At 59.3% G+C, this 18631-nt stretch carries 18 protein-coding genes, 1 tRNA gene and 1 pseudogene; 12 read left to right on the top strand and 8 right to left on the bottom strand.

Annotation, left to right across the window (positions count from 1 at the left end; translation table 11 throughout):
- Window positions 1–125 precede the first annotated feature (125 nt).
- Window positions 126–770 (top strand): carbonate dehydratase, encoded by a 645-nt coding sequence (gene can, locus ACZ0AZ_RS04350; protein WP_039761245.1) that lies wholly within the window; start codon window positions 126–128, stop codon window positions 768–770.
- Between the two features lie 9 nt (window positions 771–779).
- Here can and ACZ0AZ_RS04345 read toward each other — a convergent pair whose 3' ends face one another.
- Together ACZ0AZ_RS04345 and ACZ0AZ_RS04340 are read right to left on the bottom strand one after the other, a co-directional pair.
- The gene (locus tag ACZ0AZ_RS04345; protein WP_039761246.1) at window positions 780–1304 is read right to left on the bottom strand and encodes an SET domain-containing protein; all 525 of its coding nucleotides are present in this window, start codon (window positions 1302–1304) and stop codon (window positions 780–782) included.
- 172 nt (window positions 1305–1476) lie between these two features.
- Entirely contained in the window at window positions 1477–2649 is a 1173-nt protein-coding gene (locus ACZ0AZ_RS04340; protein ID WP_463538759.1) for a hypothetical protein, read from the bottom strand.
- 217 nt (window positions 2650–2866) lie between these two features.
- Here ACZ0AZ_RS04340 and ACZ0AZ_RS04335 point away from each other — a divergent pair, with 217 nt between their 5' ends.
- A complete protein-coding gene (locus ACZ0AZ_RS04335) occupies window positions 2867–3157 on the top strand; it encodes a nucleotidyltransferase family protein (protein WP_076564119.1) in 291 nt (96 codons plus the stop codon).
- Window positions 3154–3498 carry a HepT-like ribonuclease domain-containing protein gene (locus ACZ0AZ_RS04330; protein WP_129997694.1) on the top strand — a complete coding sequence of 115 codons (345 nt, stop codon included), beginning with the start codon at window positions 3154–3156 and terminating at the stop codon, window positions 3496–3498. Before ACZ0AZ_RS04335 ends, ACZ0AZ_RS04330 begins: the two co-directional genes overlap by 4 nt.
- Before the next feature lie 36 nt (window positions 3499–3534).
- On the opposite strand, the gene ACZ0AZ_RS04325 is transcribed toward ACZ0AZ_RS04330, so the two are convergent.
- Together ACZ0AZ_RS04325 and ACZ0AZ_RS04320 are read right to left on the bottom strand one after the other, a co-directional pair.
- Window positions 3535–4953, bottom strand: a complete 1419-nt coding sequence (locus tag ACZ0AZ_RS04325) for a short-chain fatty acid transporter (protein ID WP_463538758.1) — start codon at window positions 4951–4953, stop codon at window positions 3535–3537.
- Window positions 4954–5166: 213 nt separating this feature from the next.
- A complete protein-coding gene (locus ACZ0AZ_RS04320) occupies window positions 5167–5295 on the bottom strand; it encodes a hypothetical protein (protein WP_463538756.1) in 129 nt (42 codons plus the stop codon).
- Here ACZ0AZ_RS04320 and ACZ0AZ_RS04315 point away from each other — a divergent pair.
- The 6 genes and pseudogenes from ACZ0AZ_RS04315 (at window position 5294) to ACZ0AZ_RS04290 (ending at window position 10828) form a co-directional block, all read left to right on the top strand.
- On the top strand, window positions 5294–6607 hold the full coding sequence (locus ACZ0AZ_RS04315) for an MFS transporter (protein WP_129997693.1): 1314 nt from the start codon (window positions 5294–5296) through the stop codon (window positions 6605–6607). The two genes, ACZ0AZ_RS04320 and ACZ0AZ_RS04315, sit on opposite strands and share 2 nt — an antisense overlap.
- A gap of 68 nt (window positions 6608–6675) precedes the next feature.
- Window positions 6676–7449 (top strand): annotated as a pseudogene (locus ACZ0AZ_RS04310) (PAS domain-containing protein); the annotation flags it as partial.
- Window positions 7429–8037, top strand: a complete 609-nt coding sequence (locus tag ACZ0AZ_RS04305; protein WP_370695150.1) for a methyl-accepting chemotaxis protein — start codon at window positions 7429–7431, stop codon at window positions 8035–8037. The pseudogene ACZ0AZ_RS04310 and the gene ACZ0AZ_RS04305, both read left to right, overlap by 21 nt.
- 166 nt (window positions 8038–8203) lie before the next feature.
- On the top strand, window positions 8204–8803 hold the full coding sequence (locus ACZ0AZ_RS04300) for a flavin reductase family protein (protein WP_039761250.1): 600 nt from the start codon (window positions 8204–8206) through the stop codon (window positions 8801–8803).
- A 73-nt stretch (window positions 8804–8876) separates the two neighbouring features.
- Complete coding sequence (locus tag ACZ0AZ_RS04295) at window positions 8877–9509, top strand: LysE family translocator (RefSeq protein WP_463538755.1); 633 nt, start codon at window positions 8877–8879, stop codon at window positions 9507–9509.
- 182 nt (window positions 9510–9691) lie between these two features.
- Window positions 9692–10828, top strand: coding sequence for a ParA family protein (locus tag ACZ0AZ_RS04290; protein WP_463538754.1), 1137 nt, complete (start codon window positions 9692–9694; stop codon window positions 10826–10828).
- A gap of 71 nt (window positions 10829–10899) precedes the next feature.
- On the opposite strand, the gene ggt is transcribed toward ACZ0AZ_RS04290, so the two are convergent.
- Complete coding sequence (gene ggt, locus ACZ0AZ_RS04285; RefSeq protein ID WP_463538753.1) at window positions 10900–12732, bottom strand: gamma-glutamyltransferase; 1833 nt, start codon at window positions 12730–12732, stop codon at window positions 10900–10902.
- Between the two features lie 183 nt (window positions 12733–12915).
- A complete protein-coding gene (locus ACZ0AZ_RS04280) occupies window positions 12916–13371 on the bottom strand; it encodes a hypothetical protein (protein ID WP_039761252.1) in 456 nt (151 codons plus the stop codon).
- Window positions 13372–13735: 364 nt separating this feature from the next.
- On the opposite strand from ACZ0AZ_RS04280, the gene ACZ0AZ_RS04275 reads away from it, so the two are divergent.
- A complete protein-coding gene (locus tag ACZ0AZ_RS04275; protein WP_235374486.1) occupies window positions 13736–14128 on the top strand; it encodes a helix-turn-helix domain-containing protein in 393 nt (130 codons plus the stop codon).
- A gap of 80 nt (window positions 14129–14208) precedes the next feature.
- Window positions 14209–14433 carry a SymE family type I addiction module toxin gene (locus tag ACZ0AZ_RS04270; protein ID WP_039761255.1) on the top strand — a complete coding sequence of 75 codons (225 nt, stop codon included), beginning with the start codon at window positions 14209–14211 and terminating at the stop codon, window positions 14431–14433.
- A 362-nt stretch (window positions 14434–14795) separates the two neighbouring features.
- Here ACZ0AZ_RS04270 and ACZ0AZ_RS04265 read toward each other — a convergent pair.
- A tRNA-Met gene (locus ACZ0AZ_RS04265) sits at window positions 14796–14872 on the bottom strand.
- A gap of 115 nt (window positions 14873–14987) precedes the next feature.
- The gene (locus tag ACZ0AZ_RS04260; protein WP_463538752.1) at window positions 14988–17045 is read right to left on the bottom strand and encodes a methyl-accepting chemotaxis protein; all 2058 of its coding nucleotides are present in this window, start codon (window positions 17043–17045) and stop codon (window positions 14988–14990) included.
- Between the two features lie 332 nt (window positions 17046–17377).
- Here ACZ0AZ_RS04260 and ACZ0AZ_RS04255 point away from each other — a divergent pair, with 332 nt between their 5' ends.
- Window positions 17378–18595, top strand: a complete 1218-nt coding sequence (locus ACZ0AZ_RS04255) for an MFS transporter (protein WP_039761258.1) — start codon at window positions 17378–17380, stop codon at window positions 18593–18595.
- The last annotated feature ends 36 nt before the right edge of the window (window positions 18596–18631 follow it).

Genomic DNA, 18631 nt, shown 5'->3' with positions numbered 1-18631 from the left:
TGTGGGCCTTACTGAGTGGACTCACCGGGCGCGCGAGAATTCCAACGGAAACACTTTGCGCTGGTGGCGTGACTTCGACGGGTGGTCGTCTATCAAACCTGCGCATCTTTCTTGAGGCCTTATCCATGCACGATCTACAAGACCTGATTGATAACAACGAGCGTTGGGCTGACGCGATCACCAAGGAAGACCCGGACTTCTTCGCCAAACTGGCGCGCCAGCAGACCCCGGAATATCTCTGGATCGGCTGCTCCGACGCACGCGTACCGGCCAACGAAATCGTCGGCATGCTGCCGGGCGATCTGTTCGTACACCGCAATGTCGCCAATGTCGTGCTGCACACAGACCTCAATTGCCTGTCGGTGATCCAGTACGCGGTTGATGTGCTCAAGGTCAAACACATCCTCGTCACCGGCCACTACGGCTGCGGCGGCGTGCGTGCTTCGATGCAGGATCGTCAGTTCGGCTTGATCGACGGCTGGCTGCGGTCGATCCGCGATCTGTACTACGAGAAACGCGAAGAGCTGGCCAAGCTGGCGACCGAAGAAGAGCAGGTCGACCGCATGTGCGAACTCAACGTGATCCAGCAAGTGGCCAACGTCGCGCACACCAGCATCATCCAGAACGCCTGGCATCGCGGACAGCCGCTGTCGATCCACGGCTGCATCTACGGGATCAAGGATGGCCGCTGGAAAAGTCTGAACACCACCATCAGTGGTTTCGAGCAATTGCCGCCGCAATATCGTCTGCGCCCGGTCGGCGCGCCGTAACCGTCGCTCTCAACCACGCCCCGCGTGACGCCAGCGCTGTAAAAAGTGCTGGCCTTCAGGCGTGGGGTGCTCATCGTAACCGGTGATCCAGCCACGGCAGCGCGGCGAGCCGCAATCGCAGGCGAACTGGTGCAGCAGTTTGTCTTCGGTCGATGCGTAATCGATGCTCAGGCGCTCGCCGCTATGGATATCCTTCAAGGCCCACAGCCACAGTTCGCTCATGTCGAGAAAGGCATTCGGGTCGCAGGCGTGTTCCAGCACTCCACAAAAGCGCGGATCGTAAACATGGATGCCGGTTTGCAACTGACGGGTCTGTCGACAGCGATAGGGCAGCAATTGCCCTGACACCCGACACATTCGGCTGATGCGCAGAAATTCGCGACGCGCGACCACTGCCGTGGCAACGCCTCGTTCGTTGTGGATGATCTGGAAGTCGTCGCAGGATGGATAGCCCAGCCGCACGGGAAGTCCGGCGAAGGGATAGATGCCTTCGGTGTCGCGGGGCGGATGCCGGCCCATGGCTTGGTTGTTCATAACGATCCTTGTTGGTAAGTGTTGCCTCCGGGTTGTGCCCATGCCTCGCCTGCGGGACATGATTGGATCCAAGCCTCGCGTATTTGAAGCTACCGGTCTACTGTCAAACCTGACAGGCGCGATCACCGTTATCCCGCGTCAGCATTGGCTGACACGGGGGCTCCGGCAGCGACTACAGAGCGGGTGCGGGCACGGCGGCCGCAGGCAGTGGCGCTTTCAGCTGCTGCAGTTGTGTCTTGACCGGTCGCGTGGCGCACTTGGCAGCCGCTTCTTCGACGCTGAGGTCGCGGATCGAGGTGTAGAACAACTCGCAGGTTTTGACCTTTTGCGTCACCTGCCATGTTTGCGTGCAACTGTTCAGCGTGGTCTTGGCATCGCTGCCCGGTTTGCTGCCCATCGCCGCCTGCCAGCAGGCAGCACTCAAATCCTGGCCCATGACTTTCAGGCCCGCCGCGTCTGCCTTGGCCTGGGCATCGTCGCCGGTGTAGCTCTTCGGATCGGCGGCGTACCAGATATAGCTCGGATGATTCGAGCCGAGCACCGGCACATTCACCCCTTCGCTCGGACTGATGCTGGCCAGCCCCAAAACGCCAACCGTCGGTCCATATTGTTCCTTGATCCAGTTGCGCACTGGCGCCCCGAACGCAACCATCGGCAGCGTCGTGCCGCTGGCGGTCTGGCTGAACTGCTTGACCAGTGTGGTCTGGTAATCCTTGAAGTAGTCGTAGACGTCCTCCAGATTCCCGCCGGCATTGGATGGTGCGGCGATCGGCGCGATGTCGATGATGGTCTGGTAAGCCGGCGTCTGCCCGGCGGGGATGCCGTTATCGGTCAGCAAGGTTGCCCAGCGATCGGTAGTATTCGAGCGCAAATAGTCCTGCGCCTGCGTCAGCGAATAATCCGGCGGGAAGTGCAGTAGCTCGACAGTTTTGCGGTTTTCCAGCGCCATGCCCAGCGGCAGGAACAGATACCAGCTATAGGCCCATTTGCCATCGGCATTGAGCTTGCTGGCGCCGGCATAAGCCAGGTCGCCGGCGTCGAGCAACGCTGACAACGGTTTGTCGTAGCCGTCGGGGACACCGCTGATCTCGGCGTAGAGCTGATCGTTGTCGGTTTTCACCAGCACCTTGGCGTTGGCATAACCGTCGCGTTGCACGCTCTGGCTCAGGTAATGAGCGACGGTCTGCTCCAGCGTCCAGTTGCGGAAGCAGATCACGCTGCAGTTGTTGGGGTAGGCGAAGAGGCGGGTGACGCGCTCGGTGCTGCCCAGTTTCACGTCGACATCGGCGTGAGCGGCGGCGCTTAGCGTCAGTGCAGCGAGGGTAAGTCCTGCGAGTTTGAACATGCTCAGATCCTTTTCAGCGTGGGTTCCCCTCGATGTGGGGGCGCTTCATAGTGGATCAGTGGTGTTTGACAGAAAAGCGGTTGAGTGTGGATTCTTGCCTGAATGCGGTATTACCCAAGCAGCGCATATATTGTTACGGCTGTGCCAACAAGCACGCTGCCTGGTGCGCGTCCGCACTGCTAGACTGCAGCGACATCGAATTTTCCAAGGGTGAGTCATGAAGCCTTCTACTGCTCTCGACATGCAAAGGTCCGCCGTCCGCGAAGTCATCAGGCGCTTTCGTGTGGCCAACCCGCGTGTATTTGGTTCAGCATTGCTGGGGACGGATCTGGACGGTAGCGATCTCGATCTGCTGGTTGACCCGCTGCCCGGCACGACGCTTTTTGATCTGGGCGGACTTCAGGTTGAGCTTGAAGACCTGTTGGGTGTTGCGGTCGAGGTGCTGACCCCCGGCGACCTGCCAGTGAAATTTCGTCAGCAGGTGCTTGATCAGGCGCGACCCGTATGAACGAGAACCGGCGAGATGATTATCTTGAACATATTCGTCAGGCCGCGAGCGATGCGCTTATCTTCGTCGAGGGCCTGAACAAAGATGAATTCGCTGAAGATAAGAGAACGCAACAAGCGGTGATCATGAGCCTGATCATCATTGGAGAGGCAGCGACCAAGATCATGGATCGTTACCCTGAGTTCACTGTTGAAAACGCGCAGGTGCCGTGGCGCAGCATGCGTGGGATGCGTAATCGAATTGCTCACGGTTATTTCGATATCAATCTGGACGTTGTCTGGGAAACCGTTCAGGTTGCGTTGCCTGCACTGTTGAAGTCCCTTCCGACCGCTCAAGGTTGAATACGCCTGTCCGCAGACAGGCGAATTAAAGTCTACCTACGGCATCACCGGCGGCGTATACGCCAATGTCGTCCCCAACGCCCACAACAACAGCAGCACCAGCGGCGTGTGCACCAGCAGTTGCACGAACGAGAAACCGATCAGGTCCCGCGCCTTCAACCCGAGCACGCCCAGCAGCGGCAGCATATAGAACGGGTTGATCAGGTTCGGCAGAGCTTCGGCGGCGTTGTAGATCTGCACTGCCCAGCCGAGGTGGTATTGCAGGTCATTGGCGACTTGCATCACGTAGGGCGCTTCGATAATCCACTTGCCGCCGCCGGACGGTATGAAGAACCCGAGAATCGCCGAATACACGCCCATCAGCAGCGCATAGGTGTCGTGGGAGGCGATGCTGACGAAGAAAGTCGAAATGTGATGCGCGAGGGTTTGCGCATCGGCGCCTTTGACCGTGGTCATCAGCGCGGCGATCGAGCCGTACAGCGGAAACTGGATCAACACGCCAGTGGTGGTTGGCACCGCACGGGCCACCGCATCGAGGAAGCTGCGCGGGCGCCAGTGCAACAGCGCGCCGAGCATGATGAACAGGAAGTTGTAGGTGTTCAGGCCGGAAATCGCAGTGATCGCCGGTTTGGTCGAGAACTCGTGAAACAGCCATCCCACCGCCAGCAGCACCAGCAAGATGATCAGCAACGGGCTGTGTTCCAGCCATTCGCCGGGGCGAGTGCGCGGTTGCAGCGGTGGCAGATTGAACGCCGGGTCGATGCCACAGGCCTTGGCGTCGCGTGCCGAGTTCGGCCCCGGGGCGGTGGCGTAGGCGATGATGATCGAAATCACGATCAGTGCCAGCAGCATGACCCCGGACTGCCAGAGAAAAATGGTTTCGGTGAACGGGATCACGCCGGTGATCGACAGGATCGACGGCGGCAGGCTGCCGGGGTTGGCCTGCAACTGGGCGGCCGACGATGACAAGCCCAGCGCCCACACCGCACCGAGGCCCAGATACGCCGCAGCGCCTGCGGCGCGATAATCCATTTTCAGGTCGGTGCGGCGGGCGAGGGCGCGTACCAGCAGTCCGCCGAATACCAGCGACAGACCCCAATTGAGCAGCGATGCGACCATCGAGATCAACGCCACCCAGGCCACGGCGGAGCGGCCGTTCTTCGGGATGCGTGCCAGTTTGTCGATCAGTTTGACTGCGGGCGGAGAGCTGGCGACGACGTAGCCGCCGATCACCACGAAGGCCATCTGCATGGTGAACGGGATCAGGCTCCAGAAGCCGTCGCCGAAGGCCATCGCTGCAGCGGTGGGTTTGGCGCCCATGGCCAACGTGGCCAGCGCAACGATGATCACGGCCAACGCGGCGAATACCCAGGAGTCGGGAAACCAGCGTTCGGCAAAACTGGAACAGCGCAGGGCAAAGCGCGCGGAGCGGCTATCTTCGATATCAACGGCCACGGGGAGTACCTCGGGTTTTTTATGGTTATTTTGATCTCTGGCCACAATCTCAACATGGTCAGCGCCCCTTGTGGGAGCGAGCTTGCTCGCGAAGGCGTCAGGTCAGTCAACAGTGATGTTGAATATACCGGCCTCTTCGCGAGCAAGCTCGCTCCCACAGGGATTGATGGTGGTTTGTAAGCTGTGGCCCAGCAGACAGGCACTAACAGTAAATCAAGCGCCGCCCTTTTGTTGAGCAGGTTTTCGCAAACCGAGACTATGGTCTGACGGGTTGTCGATCCGCGCTTTTGCGTAGACCATGAGCGCCTTGGTTTTTTTGCCGATGCCTGAGTTCTTTGTCATGACTGCCAATTCTCCAGCCCGACCGGCGCCATTCAGCCGTGCCGACTACAAGACCCTCGGCCTTGCGGCGCTCGGCGGGGCGCTGGAAATCTACGATTTCATCATTTTCGTGTTCTTCGCGCTGACCCTGAGCCAGCTGTTCTTCCCGCCGGAAATGCCTGAATGGCTGCGCTTGCTGCAGAGTTTCGGCATCTTCGTCACCGGTTATCTGGCACGGCCGCTGGGCGGGATTCTGATGGCGCATTTCGCCGACCGTCTCGGGCGCAAAAAGGTGTTCAGCCTGAGCATCCTGATGATGGCGCTGCCGTGTCTGCTGATCGGGATCATGCCGACCTACGCGCAGATCGGCTATTTCGCGCCCTTGCTGTTGCTGGCGCTGCGCATCCTGCAAGGCGCTGCGGTGGGTGGTGAAGTGCCGAGTGCCTGGGTGTTCGTCGCCGAGCATGCCCCGACCGGCCATCGCGGTTACGCCCTCGGATTCTTGCAGGCCGGCCTGACATTCGGTTACTTGATCGGTGCACTTACCGCGACCTTCCTCGCACAGGTATTCACGCCCGCCGAAATTCTCGATTACGCCTGGCGCTATCCGTTTCTGCTCGGCGGCGTGTTCGGCGTAGTGGGCGTTTATCTGCGCCGCTGGCTCAGCGAAACCCCGGTGTTCATGGCCATGCAAGCGCAGCGCGAGGCGCGGGTCGAGCTGCCGTTGCGCACGGTGCTGCGTGAACATCGTCTGGCCATGCTGCCGGCCATGTTGCTCACCTGCGTACTCACCTCGGCAGTGGTGGTGTTCGTCGTCATCACCCCGACAATGATGCAGAAAACCTTCGGCATGACCGCCAGCCACACCTTCGGCCTCAGTGCCTTGGGCATCGTCTTTCTCAACATTGGCTGCGTGGTCGCCGGTCTGCTGGTCGATCGCATCGGCGCCTGGCGCACGGTCATGCTCTACAGCCTGTTGCTGCCATTGGGCATTGGCGTGTTGTATGGCTGTCTGATCATGGGCGGGCATTGGATCGGCATGGCCTATGCGGTCGCCGGCCTGGCTTGTGGGGTAGTGGGGGCGGTGCCTTCGGTGATGGTCGGGCTTTTTCCGGCGCGAATTCGCGTGTCGGGCATTTCCTTCACCTACAACATTGCCTACGCCGCCTGGGCAAGTATCACACCGCTGTTGCTGATTGGTCTGATGCCGTGGAGCCCGTGGGTCTGCGTGATGTTCTGTGCAGTGATGGGCGCGGTGGGCATTCTGACAGCGGCGTATTTCGGTGCGCGCATGCCGCGCACCGGCCCGTGTCAGGCTGCCGGCGCGGCTTGAACCGACAGCGCCGGACTATTTTCGACTGACGGGTCTTGAGCCCGCTTCAGAAAAGCTGCGCAAGGCCGATGGCTAGGTTGTATCCGCTTACTACCTGCCATCGGTGCTTTCCCATGTTCAATAAACGCTTGAAGCAAGAGCTGGCCGCTCTCCGTGAAGAACTCTCCAGCCTTGTACAAGTGAAGGAAAGCCTGGAAAGCGAAATGCTCGCGCTGACGCTTGAGCCCGACGGGCGGATTCGTTCGGTCAACCAGAATTTTCTCGATGAAATGCTCTACAAGAGCCAGGACCTGGTCGGCCGGGCAATTGAAGACATTGTGCCGGCCCACGTCAAAACCGACGAATTCCATCAGCGCTTCAAAAACTCGATGAGCCGTGGCGAGCACTTCGCCGGCGCCGTGCGCCTGTTGCGCGGCAATGGCGATGAGGCGTGGCTGCGTTCCATCGTGCAACCGGTGCGCTCGTCCGATGGCCGGATCAGACACATCTCCTTCTACGCCAGCGACCTGACCCGCACCATCGAAGCCTCCCGCGAGCATGAGAACCTGATCGGCGCGCTGGTGCGCTCCACCGCCGTGATCGAGTTCGACCTCAACGGCAATGTGCTCAGCGCCAATGATCGCTTCCTCAACGGCATGGGTTACAGCCTGGCGCAGATCAAAGGCAAACATCACCGCACGTTCTGCGCACCGGAAGAATACAACAGCGCCGAGTACCAGAACTTCTGGCGGCGCTTGAACAGCGGCGAATTCGTCGCCGGCCGCTTCAAGCGTATCGACAGCCATGGTCGTACGGTGTGGCTGGAGGCGTCCTATAACCCGGTGGTCGATGCCAACGACAGACTGTACAAAGTGGTGAAATTTGCCACGGTGATCACCGATCAGGTCAACCGCGAGCAGGCGGTTGCCGATGCAGCGAGCATCGCTTACAGCACCTCGCAACAAACCGACAGCACCGCGCAACGGGGCACCACGGTGGTCACCGAAGCGGTGAACGTGATGCGTGATTTGTCGCGGCACATGCAAGCCGCCGGCGAAGGTATCGAGGCGCTCAATGAGCAGTCGCTGGTGATCGGCACCATCGTCAAAACCATCAGCGGCATTGCCGAACAGACCAACCTGCTGGCGCTCAACGCCGCCATCGAAGCCGCTCGCGCCGGCGAGCAGGGCCGTGGTTTTGCCGTGGTCGCGGACGAGGTCCGGCAGCTGGCCTCGCGCACCAGCCAGGCGACCGATGAAATCGTTGGCGTGGTACGGCAGAATCAGGAAATGGCCCGCAATGCCGTGGCGCTGATGACCGACGGCAAGCTCCAGGCTGAACAGGGCCTGGCGTTGGCGGCGGAGGCAGGCACGGTGATTGTCGAGATTCAGGACGGTGCGCAGAAAGTGGTGGATGCGGTGGGGCAGTTTGCCAATCAGCTTTCTCACTGATCGACACTGACCAAGTGTGGGAGCGAGCCTGCTCGCGAAGGCGATTCAACATTTAACGTTAATGTTGGCTGATACACCGCTTTCGCGAGCAGGCTCGCTCCCACAGGTTCTGTGTTTCTCCAGTGGCAGCGCTACAATCGGCTCCTTTTCCTCCGGAGCAGATCCCATGAGCGCCTCCCACCGCCGTCCGGTGCCTCTGAACAAAGCCTACCGCCTGCTCAACCACGGGCCGACCGTGCTGGTCAGCGCCGCTCACGACGGCCAACGCAACATCATGGCCGCCGCATGGGCCATGCCGCTGGATTTCGAACCGCCGAAAGTCGCCGTCGTCCTCGACAAATCCACCTGGACCCGCCAGTTGCTCGAAGCCTCCGGCACTTTTGTGCTGAATGTGCCTTGCGTCAATCAGGCCGATATCGTGCAAACCGTCGGCAACACCTCCGGCCTGGAAATCACCCGCAACCAAGGTCAGGACAAGTTTCAGGCGTACGGCCTAGACACCTTCGCTGGCGAACAGGTTGAAGCGCCGCTGCTCGAGGGCTGTGTCGCCTGGCTCGAATGCCGCCTGCTGCCGGAGCCGCGCAATCACGAGCAATACGACCTGTTCCTCGCCGAAGTCATCGCCGCCCAGGCCGACGAGCGAGTGTTCAGCGACGGCCGCTGGCATTTCGAAGGGCAGGATGGATTGCGCACGCTGCATCACGTTGCGGGCGGGCATTTCCTGAAGATTGGGGATGGGGTGGATGGCAAGACGTTGGCGGTTTAAATGACGTTGATGGAAAACCGTCAGCGGATGTAGCAATGTAGAGGCTTCATTCCACTGCTCAGGCGCAACGCTCATGGACGTTTCTGTTGCCGGTTATCTTGCCCCGTTGCTGTCGCTGGCGCTGTTGTGGTCAGTGGCGGTGGTCACGCCCGGGCCAAATTTCTTCAACATCGCGCAACTCGCGGCCAGTCACTCGCGCCGACATGGCGTGGTGGCTGCGCTGGGTGTGGCCACCGGCACGGTGCTGTGGGGCCTTGCCGGCGGCTTGGGAATCAAGACGTTGTTCAGCGCCGCGCCGACCCTCTATCTGGGCTTCAAGATTGCCGGCGGTTGCTACCTGATTTATCTGGGGCTGAAGCAATTCATGCGCAAGGCGACGGTTGCCCCCGGTACACCGGCTGCGCCCCGGCAGACTTATTCCGGCGTCTACGCTCGCGGTTTCCTCGGCAATATGACTAACCCGAAATCGGCACTCTTTGTCGCCACCATCTTCGCCACTGCCATGCCGGCCCATGTACCACCGCTGCTGCTGGCGCTGGCCGTGCTGACCATGGCCACGCTGTCGTTCAGCTGGTATTGCAGCGTCGCCCTGTTCTTCGCCAGCCGCCGGGTTGCCGGTGTCTACGAGCGGTCACGCCAGTGGCTGGATCGATTGGCAGGTGGGTGCTATTTGCTGTTTGGGGTGCATTTGGTGGCGAATCGCTGAAGTTTGCTAAGACACTGGGAGCTTACTAGGAATATGGGTTTGGTGATTTTTTATGAAAAATTAGCTCAAATTAATCGTGATTTTTTTATCGGTTAAGTTATGCTTTATCTGTTTTTTGTTGTGATGGAAGAATAAACCAGGATTATAATTTGGTCTTATTGAGGCCAGGGTTTGGGGCGATTATGAGCAGTTATGTGTTGTGGGCGAACAAAGGTGGGATAGGTAAATCTACTCTGTCATTTCAACTTGCTTCGAAGTTTGCGAGGTTGAACCCGCAAAGGCCAGTAGTGATAGTCGATTTAAGTCCTCAGTGTGACGTATCTCGGATGGTCCTAGGTGGCGGGCGCGGTGATGGTGAGTCTAAAATTCTAGATGTAATGGGTGGTGTGCCAAGGCGTACTATCTATCAATACTTGCGTGAGTGTGTTCGGGATGTTCCTGTTGGCTTAGGTTTTCCTGATCCGACCAATTTTCTGACTCACCCTAATACCATTCGCAGTACTGATAGTTTGCCTTTGCCTGATAATTTAAGTTTGTTTTGTGGCGATTTCGACTTGGAGAGGATAACTCAAGATATTGAGAGTATGCCTCAACCGCCCAAACGAGGAGGGGTGGTTCCTTCTGGTGCTCAATATTCACGATTTATTTTAACTCGATCCTTTCTAAGGGTGGCAGTTGAGTCCCTAGAATCGACAATGCCAGGAGTGGTTATATTTATAGACACGGACCCGTATTACTCCGTTGTGACCACTCACTTGGGACTACTTGCCGCAGATAAGCTGATCATGGCTTATTCGCCTTCCTCTCAAGCAAGTCAATACGCAATTTATCGTAGCTTGGAGTTTTTGCACAGCCCGGGTGTTAGCTTGAAGGATGATCTTCAGCGAGAGCTTGCACTGTATCCTAAACCTTGGTTTGATCTTCGAGATCAAGGCTTAAATATTCCTAATGTAGATGTTCCTGAGTTGGGTGTGCTCATTAGTAATATGACTACATCCCGATCCGGCATAGGCGAGCCGCGTTACTCCAGGCCTCAGCAGTTGCACCGACAAGCGATCAGTAATGTAGATGGGGAGGTTCAAAAGCAATTAACTCGGCTGGGACAGCCTGCTACTATTACATCAACATATATATGGTCGCTACAACGATTGGGGCTAATTTGCGATTTTAACGGAATTGATATGTCGTCTATTCAGACGGGGAATCGTTACTCTCAGCCTGATAGTGAAGAGCCTTATCGCGTTGATCGGTCGGAAGATAACCAGCTACAAGTTGCCGCATACAATGAGAGGCTGGAAGAGGTTGTGAATATGTTGTAATTTTTATTTGAAATGTTTGAATGCTCTATAAAAAGGCTTACCTTGCAGTAAGCCTTTTTTACGTCGTAATCTCAATCCCCCAACGCTTCCCCTTCACGCCGTGGATCCGCGCCGCCTTCCAGTGATGCTTTCCCCAGCGCATCCTTCACCCGCACGATCGCCTGGGTGCCGCTGGTCATGTCGATTTCGCTGAGCGTGTGGCCCTTGTCCTTGAGTGCCTGAATCAGCGCCGGGCTGAACTGTCCCTGTTCCAATTCGGTGGGGCCGTTGCGGCTGCCGAAATTGGGCAGGTTGATCGCACTTTGTGCATCGAGGTTCCAGTCGAGCAGGCCGATGGTGGTTTTCGCCACGTATTCGATGATTTGCGAGCCGCCGGGGGAGCCGACCGTGGCGACGAATTCGCCGCTGTTGCGATCAAAAATCAGTGTCGGCGCCATCGATGAACGTGGGCGCTTGCCCGGTTCGACGCGGTTCGCGACATTCTGCCCGTTCTCTTCGGGGATGAACGAGAAGTCGGTCATCTGGTTGTTCAGCAGAAAACCTTGAACCATCAGGTGCGAGCCGAACGCGGCTTCGATGGTGGTGGTCATCGACACGGCGCCGCCGAGATCATCAACCGCGACCACTTGCGAAGTCGAGATGCGCAACGGCGAGCGGTCCGGTGCGTAGGCAACCTGTACGCCCGGCGGTGTGCCCGGTTTGGCGCTGCCCATGCTGCGCTCGCCGATCAGGCTGGCGCGGCTGGCCAGGTAGGCAGGATCGAGCAGACCTTTGACCGGCACCGGGACGAAGTCGGTGTCGGCCACGTATTGCGCGCGATCGGCATAGGCCAGACGTTCAGCCTCGGCGATCAGGTGCACCGCTTGCGGCGCCGGTTCGATGCCGGCCGGCTTATTGGTGTTCACTGGTTTGAGTGGAGTCAGCGACAGGCGTGGATCGCGAGTCTCCAGCGCCTGCAACGTGCCGAGAATCTGCGCCACGGCGATCCCGCCTGACGACGGTGGCGGCATGCCGCAGACCTGCCAACGCTTGTAGTCGGTACACAGCGGCGCGCGTTCCTTGGCCTGATAGCGCTGCAAATCGTTCAGCGACAGGCTGCCGGGGTTGGCGTGCTGTTGAACCTTGGCGACGATCTCTTCGGCGATCGGACCTTTGTACAGCGCATCGGCACCTTCGCTGGCGATACGTTTGAACACGGCGGCCAACTTCGGGTTCTGCAGGCGCGTGCCGACAGCTTTGACGCTGCCATCGTCATTCAGGAAGTACGCGGCCATGTCTGGCGACTGGCGTATCAGTGGATCGGCAGTCAGCAGCGAATGTAGACGCGGGGAAATCGCAAAGCCTTGCTCGGCCAATTTGATCGCCGGCTCAAACAGCTTCGCCCACGGCAAGCGACCGTGTTGTCGATGCGCCAGTTCCAGCGCACGCAATACCCCGGGCGTACCGACCGAACGTCCGCCAATCTGCGCTTGCGTAAAGGCCATCGGTTTACCGTCAGCCTTCAGGAACAGCTTCTCGGTGGCCCCGGCCGGCGCCGTTTCGCGGCCGTCATAGGTGCGCACCTGCTTGCCATCCCACAACACAATCATCGCCCCGCCACCGATCCCGGAAGACTGCGGCTCAACCAGCGTCAACACCGCCTGCATCGCAATCGCCGCATCAATCGCCGAACCACCCTGACGCAACATCTCCCGCCCGGCTTCGGCCGCGAGTGGATTGGCAGCAGCGGCCATGTGTTTATTGGCGTGTCGGGTTTGCAGATCAGTGCGGTAACCGGAAGCGGCTTCCGGTGCCAGCGGCAACGAGGAAGAGGGCGGGGCGTTGCATGCGGTGAGGGTCAGAGCGCTGACAAGCAGTGTCAGGGCTGGCAGGCGAAAGCGCTTCAAAGGCTGGGCTGGAAACACGCGGGCTCTCCGTCCGTGGGGTAGAAGTCTTGGGGGACTTTATCGAGCGGGCCGGCGGGGTGCAAACTGCGTGAGGATTACAGCCCTCCCGCTCAGCGGCCGCGCCAATCGATTGGCCGAAAACGATGCCCTCGTTGGAGCGAGCCTGCTCGCGAAAGCGGTAGCTCAGGCGGTGCTATTTTCTTAGTTCTTAGTCGTGTGAAGCGTGCCGTCGGCCATTTTGTTCGGCAGCATTCCCAGCACAAACACGCTGGCCGGCCCGCCGGCGCCACGGATGGCCCAGTTCAGGCGCTGTTGCAAAATCCCGCCGCCGGCCAGACGCCCCAAAGCCAGGTCGGCGCCTATTGCCGTCGCGATCGCGGTGCTGGCGGATGGCATGAGCATGGCGCCGGCGACCATGATGTTGCCGAAGTTGCTGGCTGGCTCCTTGGCAGTGCCAGCGTCCGTGCGACACCAGTTGTCCGGCGTGCAGGACTTGGCAAATACCTTGTCTTCGCCTGGCTTGGGCGCAGGCCACTCATCCTTCTCGATGTACACCGGCTCCGGCGCTTTCGGTGGAAGCAAAGTAAACCAGGCCCTGCCACCGCTATACGGATTTAAAAACCAGTCATCGTCGAGAAGGTATTTGTATGGAGGCATGCCAACTCCCTGCATGGCGCTGAATCGAGCCAGGGGAGCTTGTCGGTCGAAGGGCAATTCGGGGAGAGAGGGGCGGGTGCTTGAAGTGATGAAAAATCCAGTTCTTACGTGAGCAAAGCCTGCTTCCTACAGGGCTATCTCAGTCAATCGGTTTTGCGCCTGGGTCAGGCGAAATTATCGTCGGTCGCGCCTGTAGTCTTTTCCTTTGAATCGCTGACTACGCCGGATTTCTCTTACAGATTATTCAGGTCGACAGCCTACGCGGCGTTGCCTGAGGATGGTTTCTGTAGTTTTTCCAGGATGGATATCAGATGAAGAGGATGAGTCCGTTGCCATTCGATTTTATTTTCAGTCGGCCGCTGTCATGAGCATTTCCAATGAGGATCGTGATTTTCTGATGGCGTTGGGCAGTCGCATTGCACATTTACGCACGGTGCACGAGATAACACAGACGCGGTTTGCAAGGGCTTTAGGTCTTTCCCGGCAGACCTTTCAGGGTTACGAGGAGGGCACGCGCAGCATGCCGGTCACGACACTGGTGAAGATGGCATTTGCGCTTCGCGTTCCCGTTGAAGACCTGCTCGGGGTTCCCTCGTACACGGAGACGCCCAGGCGCAGCTTGACCTCGACGTGGTATCGAAGGCTGCAGTCCATCAATGAGCTTTCGAAGGTCCAACAGAAGGTGATTGCGCAGATGCTTGACGCGCTGATCGCACAGGCAGGGACCAAAACGAGCAACGAAGAAACAGAAGTTTGAAGTAACCCAAAGAACGCGGAACCAAGGTGCGCGAACACCCTGGCCCGCTAACCACGAAGCAGCTTAGAAGGAGCTGAACCATGGCTAAAACCAATCATACGACATCAACCCCCATCACTGAACGCCGGTTGAAAATCGCCGCAGATTTTTACCCGGTCCACACCAAGGAAAAAACCTACAGCCCCGCCAAACCCGTACCCTGGATCAGACTGCGCGGCCTGTGGTTACGGCAGGCAGGATTCGAGGTGAACGAGAACGTCAAAGTGCGTGTGATGAAAGGGTGTCTGGTGATTACAGCGGAATAGATGAATCGTCCAAGTACAGCCGCAACGCCAGTTGCGTAGGAAAAACGCCGCTAACCCTCAAGGGATAGCGGCGTTTTTTCTGAAATAGCGCTTTTGATTATTTAGAATATTATGGCGGGTGGGGCCTGTAATGCCTGGCTAAAAGCCTGGTTGTGAGGAAGGCATTATTTTGAATTTGATATTTGGCTTATGTGAAAAAAGGCGAATTGCAAACTGTAAGAACGTCTGACGGATGAGCGGCTGCGAGCCCACTGATCAATCGAAAGGGCTGAAGATAGACCTTCTGTTGGTGGGGAACCGGAGGGAAGATTATTGCAGGCATAAAAAAACGGCCTACCTTTCGGTAAGCCGTTTTTAGTACTTGGTGGCTACACAGGGACTTGAACCCCGGACCCCAGCATTATGAATGCTATGCTCTAACCAACTGAGCTATGTAGCCAAGTGGCGCGCATTATTCCCCTGAAATGGAAAAGCGTCAAGCGTAAATCTAAAATATTTCTTCCTGTTTTCAACCGCTTATCCTCCAGCCCCGAAAATCGGGGCCGGGGAGGGCGTCATCGCAGGCGGAATCGGGCGGTATTGGCGCTCAAGGCTTCGCTGCCCTGGCTCAAGGTATCCGCCGCGAGGTTCACCGCCCGTGCACCTTCAAGCAAACGCACGGCGGCCTGATCGACCTGTTGGATATTGCCGCTGACTTCATCGGCGGTGCTCGCCTGCTCTTCAACCGCCGTGGCGATCTGCGCGAGGGTGTCGGTTACGCTCTGCACGGCGCTGGCGATTTCACCCAGACGTTCCCCGAGGCCGGTGACCGCTTCGGCATCCGACTGCGCCTGCCCGCACGCGGCTTCCATCAGGCTCACCGCTTCGTTGACCGTAGCGCGCAGGCTGTCGACGGTGCCGGCGATCTGCGCGGTGGACGATTGCGTGCGTTGCGAGAGGCTGCGCACCTCGTCGGCGACCACGGCAAAGCCGCGACCCTGTTCGCCGGCGCGGGCGGCTTCGATGGCGGCGTTGAGTGCGAGCAGGTTGGTCTGCTCGGCGACGCCGCGAATGGTGTCCACGACCAGTTGAATCTGCTGGCCTTGCTCGCTGACCCGGCCCAGCGCCGCGGCGGTGTCGTTCAGGCGCTGATTGAGCTGCTGAATGCTGGCCGTGGTGCGCTGGCTGTCGCGGCTGCTGTCGGCGGCGATGCGCCGGGTTTGCTGGGCGCTGCCGGAAGCCTGTTCGCAACTCTGCGCGACGCCTTGCGAGGTCGCGGCCAATTGCGTGGCGGCAGCGGCGATCTGGCTGATCTGCAACTGCTGCGCCTCAACTTCACCGAGCGCGCCGCTGGAGTGTTGGTTGAGGCTGCGCACCGCGTTGCTCAACTGCGAGGTCTCGTGGTCGACGCCGAGCATGCTGCTGCGCAGCTGCACCACGGCGACGTTGAGCGCGGTGCTGATCGCTGCCAGCTCATCGCGCCCCACCACCGGCACTTGCAGGCTCAGGTTGCCGTCGCGCAAGGCCTCAGCGAGCAAGGTGATGCCGCTGGCACTGCGGCGGATCGAGGCTTGCAGGCAGACGAACAGGTACAACGCGGCCAACAGCAGGCAACCGAAGATTGCGGCGACAACAATGAACTGGCGGATCGCCGAGCTGTAATACGCATCAAGCCGCTGATCCAGCGCGACCAGGGATTGCTGGCGCAGGGAAGCGAGGTCGGTGAGCAGCGCGTCGAGGCTGCGTTCGAAGTCCTCTGGCTTGAGGTTGATGCTGCCGCCAAACACACCGTCGTCGAGGACTTTCAGGCCGCTGTCGAGGTGTTTCAGGCTGTCGTGATACTGGCCAGCCCAGGCTTGCAGCTCGGCTGGCAGACGCGCCTCCAGCAGGCCGGCGGTTTTCACCAGTTGCTCGCGGGCGTCCCCGATGCGACTGCGCAGGTCGCGCAACTGCAGGCGGCTCTGCAGGGTGAACTGCCCGGAAACGACCGAAGCCTGGCCGACTGCGGCGAGACGCCCGACCCGCTCGATCAGGTCCGGCGCATGTTGTGTGGATATTTGCGTCAGCAGGTAGGTTTCCAGCCACGGCGCGAGGGTCAGGCGATTGTCCATGACGATCTGCTCGCGCAACGCTTGCAGCGCGCCCAGGGCATTGGTGAAGCGGTCATAACCGTCCGGCCACCAGCCGACACTGCTAAGGCTTTTCGAATCAAGGCCATTGAGTGCGGTTTGCAGCGCCTGATAGCGCTCGAGGATTGCGCCGTCGGCGCCTTGCTGGTTCAGGGCATTGCCCAGCTCGGTGGTGGCTTGCAGCACCGCCGGTTGCACGCCATCGAAGGCAGCCATGGCGGCGAGGGTGGCCGGTGTCGGCTGACGATTGGTCTCGGTGGCGCGCCAGCGGGCGGCGCGGTCGCGTTGCGCGGCGAGCAGGTTGTCCAGCGCATCCAGCGCGAGCAATTGACGCACACCGGCACGTTCGCCGGAGATCAGATTGAGCTTCTCGCGATAGTCATGGCCGATCATCAACAGGCTGCCGGCCAGCGGCAGAATGAACAGCAGAAACAACAATTGGAATTTACCTGCGAAGCCAAACCGCCCCAGCAATTTGATCCCCGGTGAAAGGAAAGCCTGCATGCCTCATGACTCCTCTGGACACCACGCACCATTGGCGTGCATCGCGAACCTTGCGGCTGCGACCTGTGCCCTCTAAAAGGCCTCGAAAGTTCACCCATGCCCGCTCTGTAGGCCGGCTCTGTAGCGAAACTTCCCATTGTCGAGCGCCTTTGTAAGGCGATCGTGTTCAAGGGCAGAAGCAAGGCAAGATTCAGACCATGGCGTTGCGCTATCACCGTTTGCTCGACGACCAGTCAGTTAGTTAGCTGCCTAAGGGGATAGCGCGAGCGCACCGAAAAATGGCACATTGACGCACCTGCCTGCGGGCCCCCATCTGCTGTCCGGAATTTTCCATGGCTATCAGCAACGTTCAGACCGCCGCTGCCTCGGCGACCGCTGCTCCGCAAAGCAGCCCCTTGGTGATGCGCATCATCGGCGCGGTGGCGCTGGCGCATCTGATCAATGACCTGATCCAGTCGGTTCTGCCGTCGATCTACCCGATGCTCAAGGCCAACTATGGCCTGACCTTCACCCAGGTCGGCCTGATCACCTTGACCTTCCAGTTGACCGCGTCGCTGTTGCAGCCGTGGGTCGGTTACCACACTGATCGCCACCCCAAACCGTGGCTGTTGCCGGCGGGCACGGTGTGTACCTTGATCGGCATTCTGATGATGTCGGTGGTCGGCAGCTTCCCATTGATTCTGCTGGCGGCGGCGCTGATTGGTATCGGCTCGTCGACCTTTCACCCGGAAGCCTCGCGTGTTGCGCGGCTGGCCTCGGGCGGCCGGTTTGGTCTGGCGCAGTCGACCTTTCAGGTGGGCGGCAATGCCGGCTCCGCGTTCGGCCCGTTGCTGGCGGCGGCGATCATCATTCCCTTCGGCCAGGGCAATGTGGCGTGGTTCGGTCTGTTCGCAGTGTTTGCGCTGTTTGTGCTGTACCGCATCAGCCGCTGGTACGCCAATCACCTCAACCTGTTCAAGCTCAAGGCCGGCCAGGCGGCGACGCACGGCTTGTCGAAGGGCAGGGTGACCAGTGCGCTGGTGGTGCTGGGGCTGCTGGTGTTCTCCAAGTATTTCTACATGGCCAGTTTTACCAGCTACTTCACCTTCTACCTGATCGAGAAGTTCGACCTGTCGGTGGCCAGTTCGCAATTGCATCTGTTCCTTTTCCTGGGCGCAGTGGCGGCGGGGACGTTCTTCGGCGGGCCGATTGGCGACAAGATCGGGCGCAAGGCAGTCATCTGGTTTTCCATCCTGGGGGTGGCGCCATTCACCTTGATCCTGCCGCATGTCGATCTGTTCTGGACCAGCATTCTCAGCGTGGTGATCGGCTTCATTCTGGCGTCGGCATTCTCGGCGATCGTGGTGTACGCGCAGGAACTGGTGCCGGGTAATGTCGGGATGATTGCCGGGATTTTCTTCGGTCTGATGTTTGGTTTCGGCGGGATTGGCGCAGCGCTGCTCGGGCATCTGGCGGATGTGCACGGGATTGAGTACGTGTATTTCCTGTGCTCGTTTCTGCCGTTGTTTGGTGTGTTGGCGATCTTCCTGCCGCGTACTAAAAAGGCGTGATCAGACGAATCGAACTGTGGGAGCGAGCCTGCTCGC

It is taken from the genome of Pseudomonas sp. AC239 (assembly GCF_979258545.1).
This window is presented reverse-complemented; position numbering and strand designations above follow the sequence as displayed.

Coding starts and splice junctions, on each gene's coding strand:
- can (WP_039761245.1), top strand. CDS start 126: ATGCACGATCTACAAGACCTGATTGATAACAACGAGCGTTGGGCTGAC.
- ACZ0AZ_RS04345 (WP_039761246.1), bottom strand. CDS start 1,304: ATGAACAACCAAGCCATGGGCCGGCATCCGCCCCGCGACACCGAAGGC.
- ACZ0AZ_RS04340 (WP_463538759.1), bottom strand. CDS start 2,649: ATGTTCAAACTCGCAGGACTTACCCTCGCTGCACTGACGCTAAGCGCC.
- ACZ0AZ_RS04335 (WP_076564119.1), top strand. CDS start 2,867: ATGAAGCCTTCTACTGCTCTCGACATGCAAAGGTCCGCCGTCCGCGAA.
- ACZ0AZ_RS04330 (WP_129997694.1), top strand. CDS start 3,154: ATGAACGAGAACCGGCGAGATGATTATCTTGAACATATTCGTCAGGCC.
- ACZ0AZ_RS04315 (WP_129997693.1), top strand. CDS start 5,294: ATGACTGCCAATTCTCCAGCCCGACCGGCGCCATTCAGCCGTGCCGAC.
- ACZ0AZ_RS04320 (WP_463538756.1), bottom strand. CDS start 5,295: ATGACAAAGAACTCAGGCATCGGCAAAAAAACCAAGGCGCTCATGGTC.
- ACZ0AZ_RS04300 (WP_039761250.1), top strand. CDS start 8,204: ATGAGCGCCTCCCACCGCCGTCCGGTGCCTCTGAACAAAGCCTACCGC.
- ACZ0AZ_RS04295 (WP_463538755.1), top strand. CDS start 8,877: ATGGACGTTTCTGTTGCCGGTTATCTTGCCCCGTTGCTGTCGCTGGCG.
- ACZ0AZ_RS04290 (WP_463538754.1), top strand. CDS start 9,692: ATGAGCAGTTATGTGTTGTGGGCGAACAAAGGTGGGATAGGTAAATCT.
- ACZ0AZ_RS04280 (WP_039761252.1), bottom strand. CDS start 13,371: ATGCCTCCATACAAATACCTTCTCGACGATGACTGGTTTTTAAATCCG.
- ACZ0AZ_RS04275 (WP_235374486.1), top strand. CDS start 13,736: ATGAGCATTTCCAATGAGGATCGTGATTTTCTGATGGCGTTGGGCAGT.
- ACZ0AZ_RS04270 (WP_039761255.1), top strand. CDS start 14,209: ATGGCTAAAACCAATCATACGACATCAACCCCCATCACTGAACGCCGG.
- ACZ0AZ_RS04260 (WP_463538752.1), bottom strand. CDS start 17,045: ATGCAGGCTTTCCTTTCACCGGGGATCAAATTGCTGGGGCGGTTTGGC.
- ACZ0AZ_RS04255 (WP_039761258.1), top strand. CDS start 17,378: ATGGCTATCAGCAACGTTCAGACCGCCGCTGCCTCGGCGACCGCTGCT.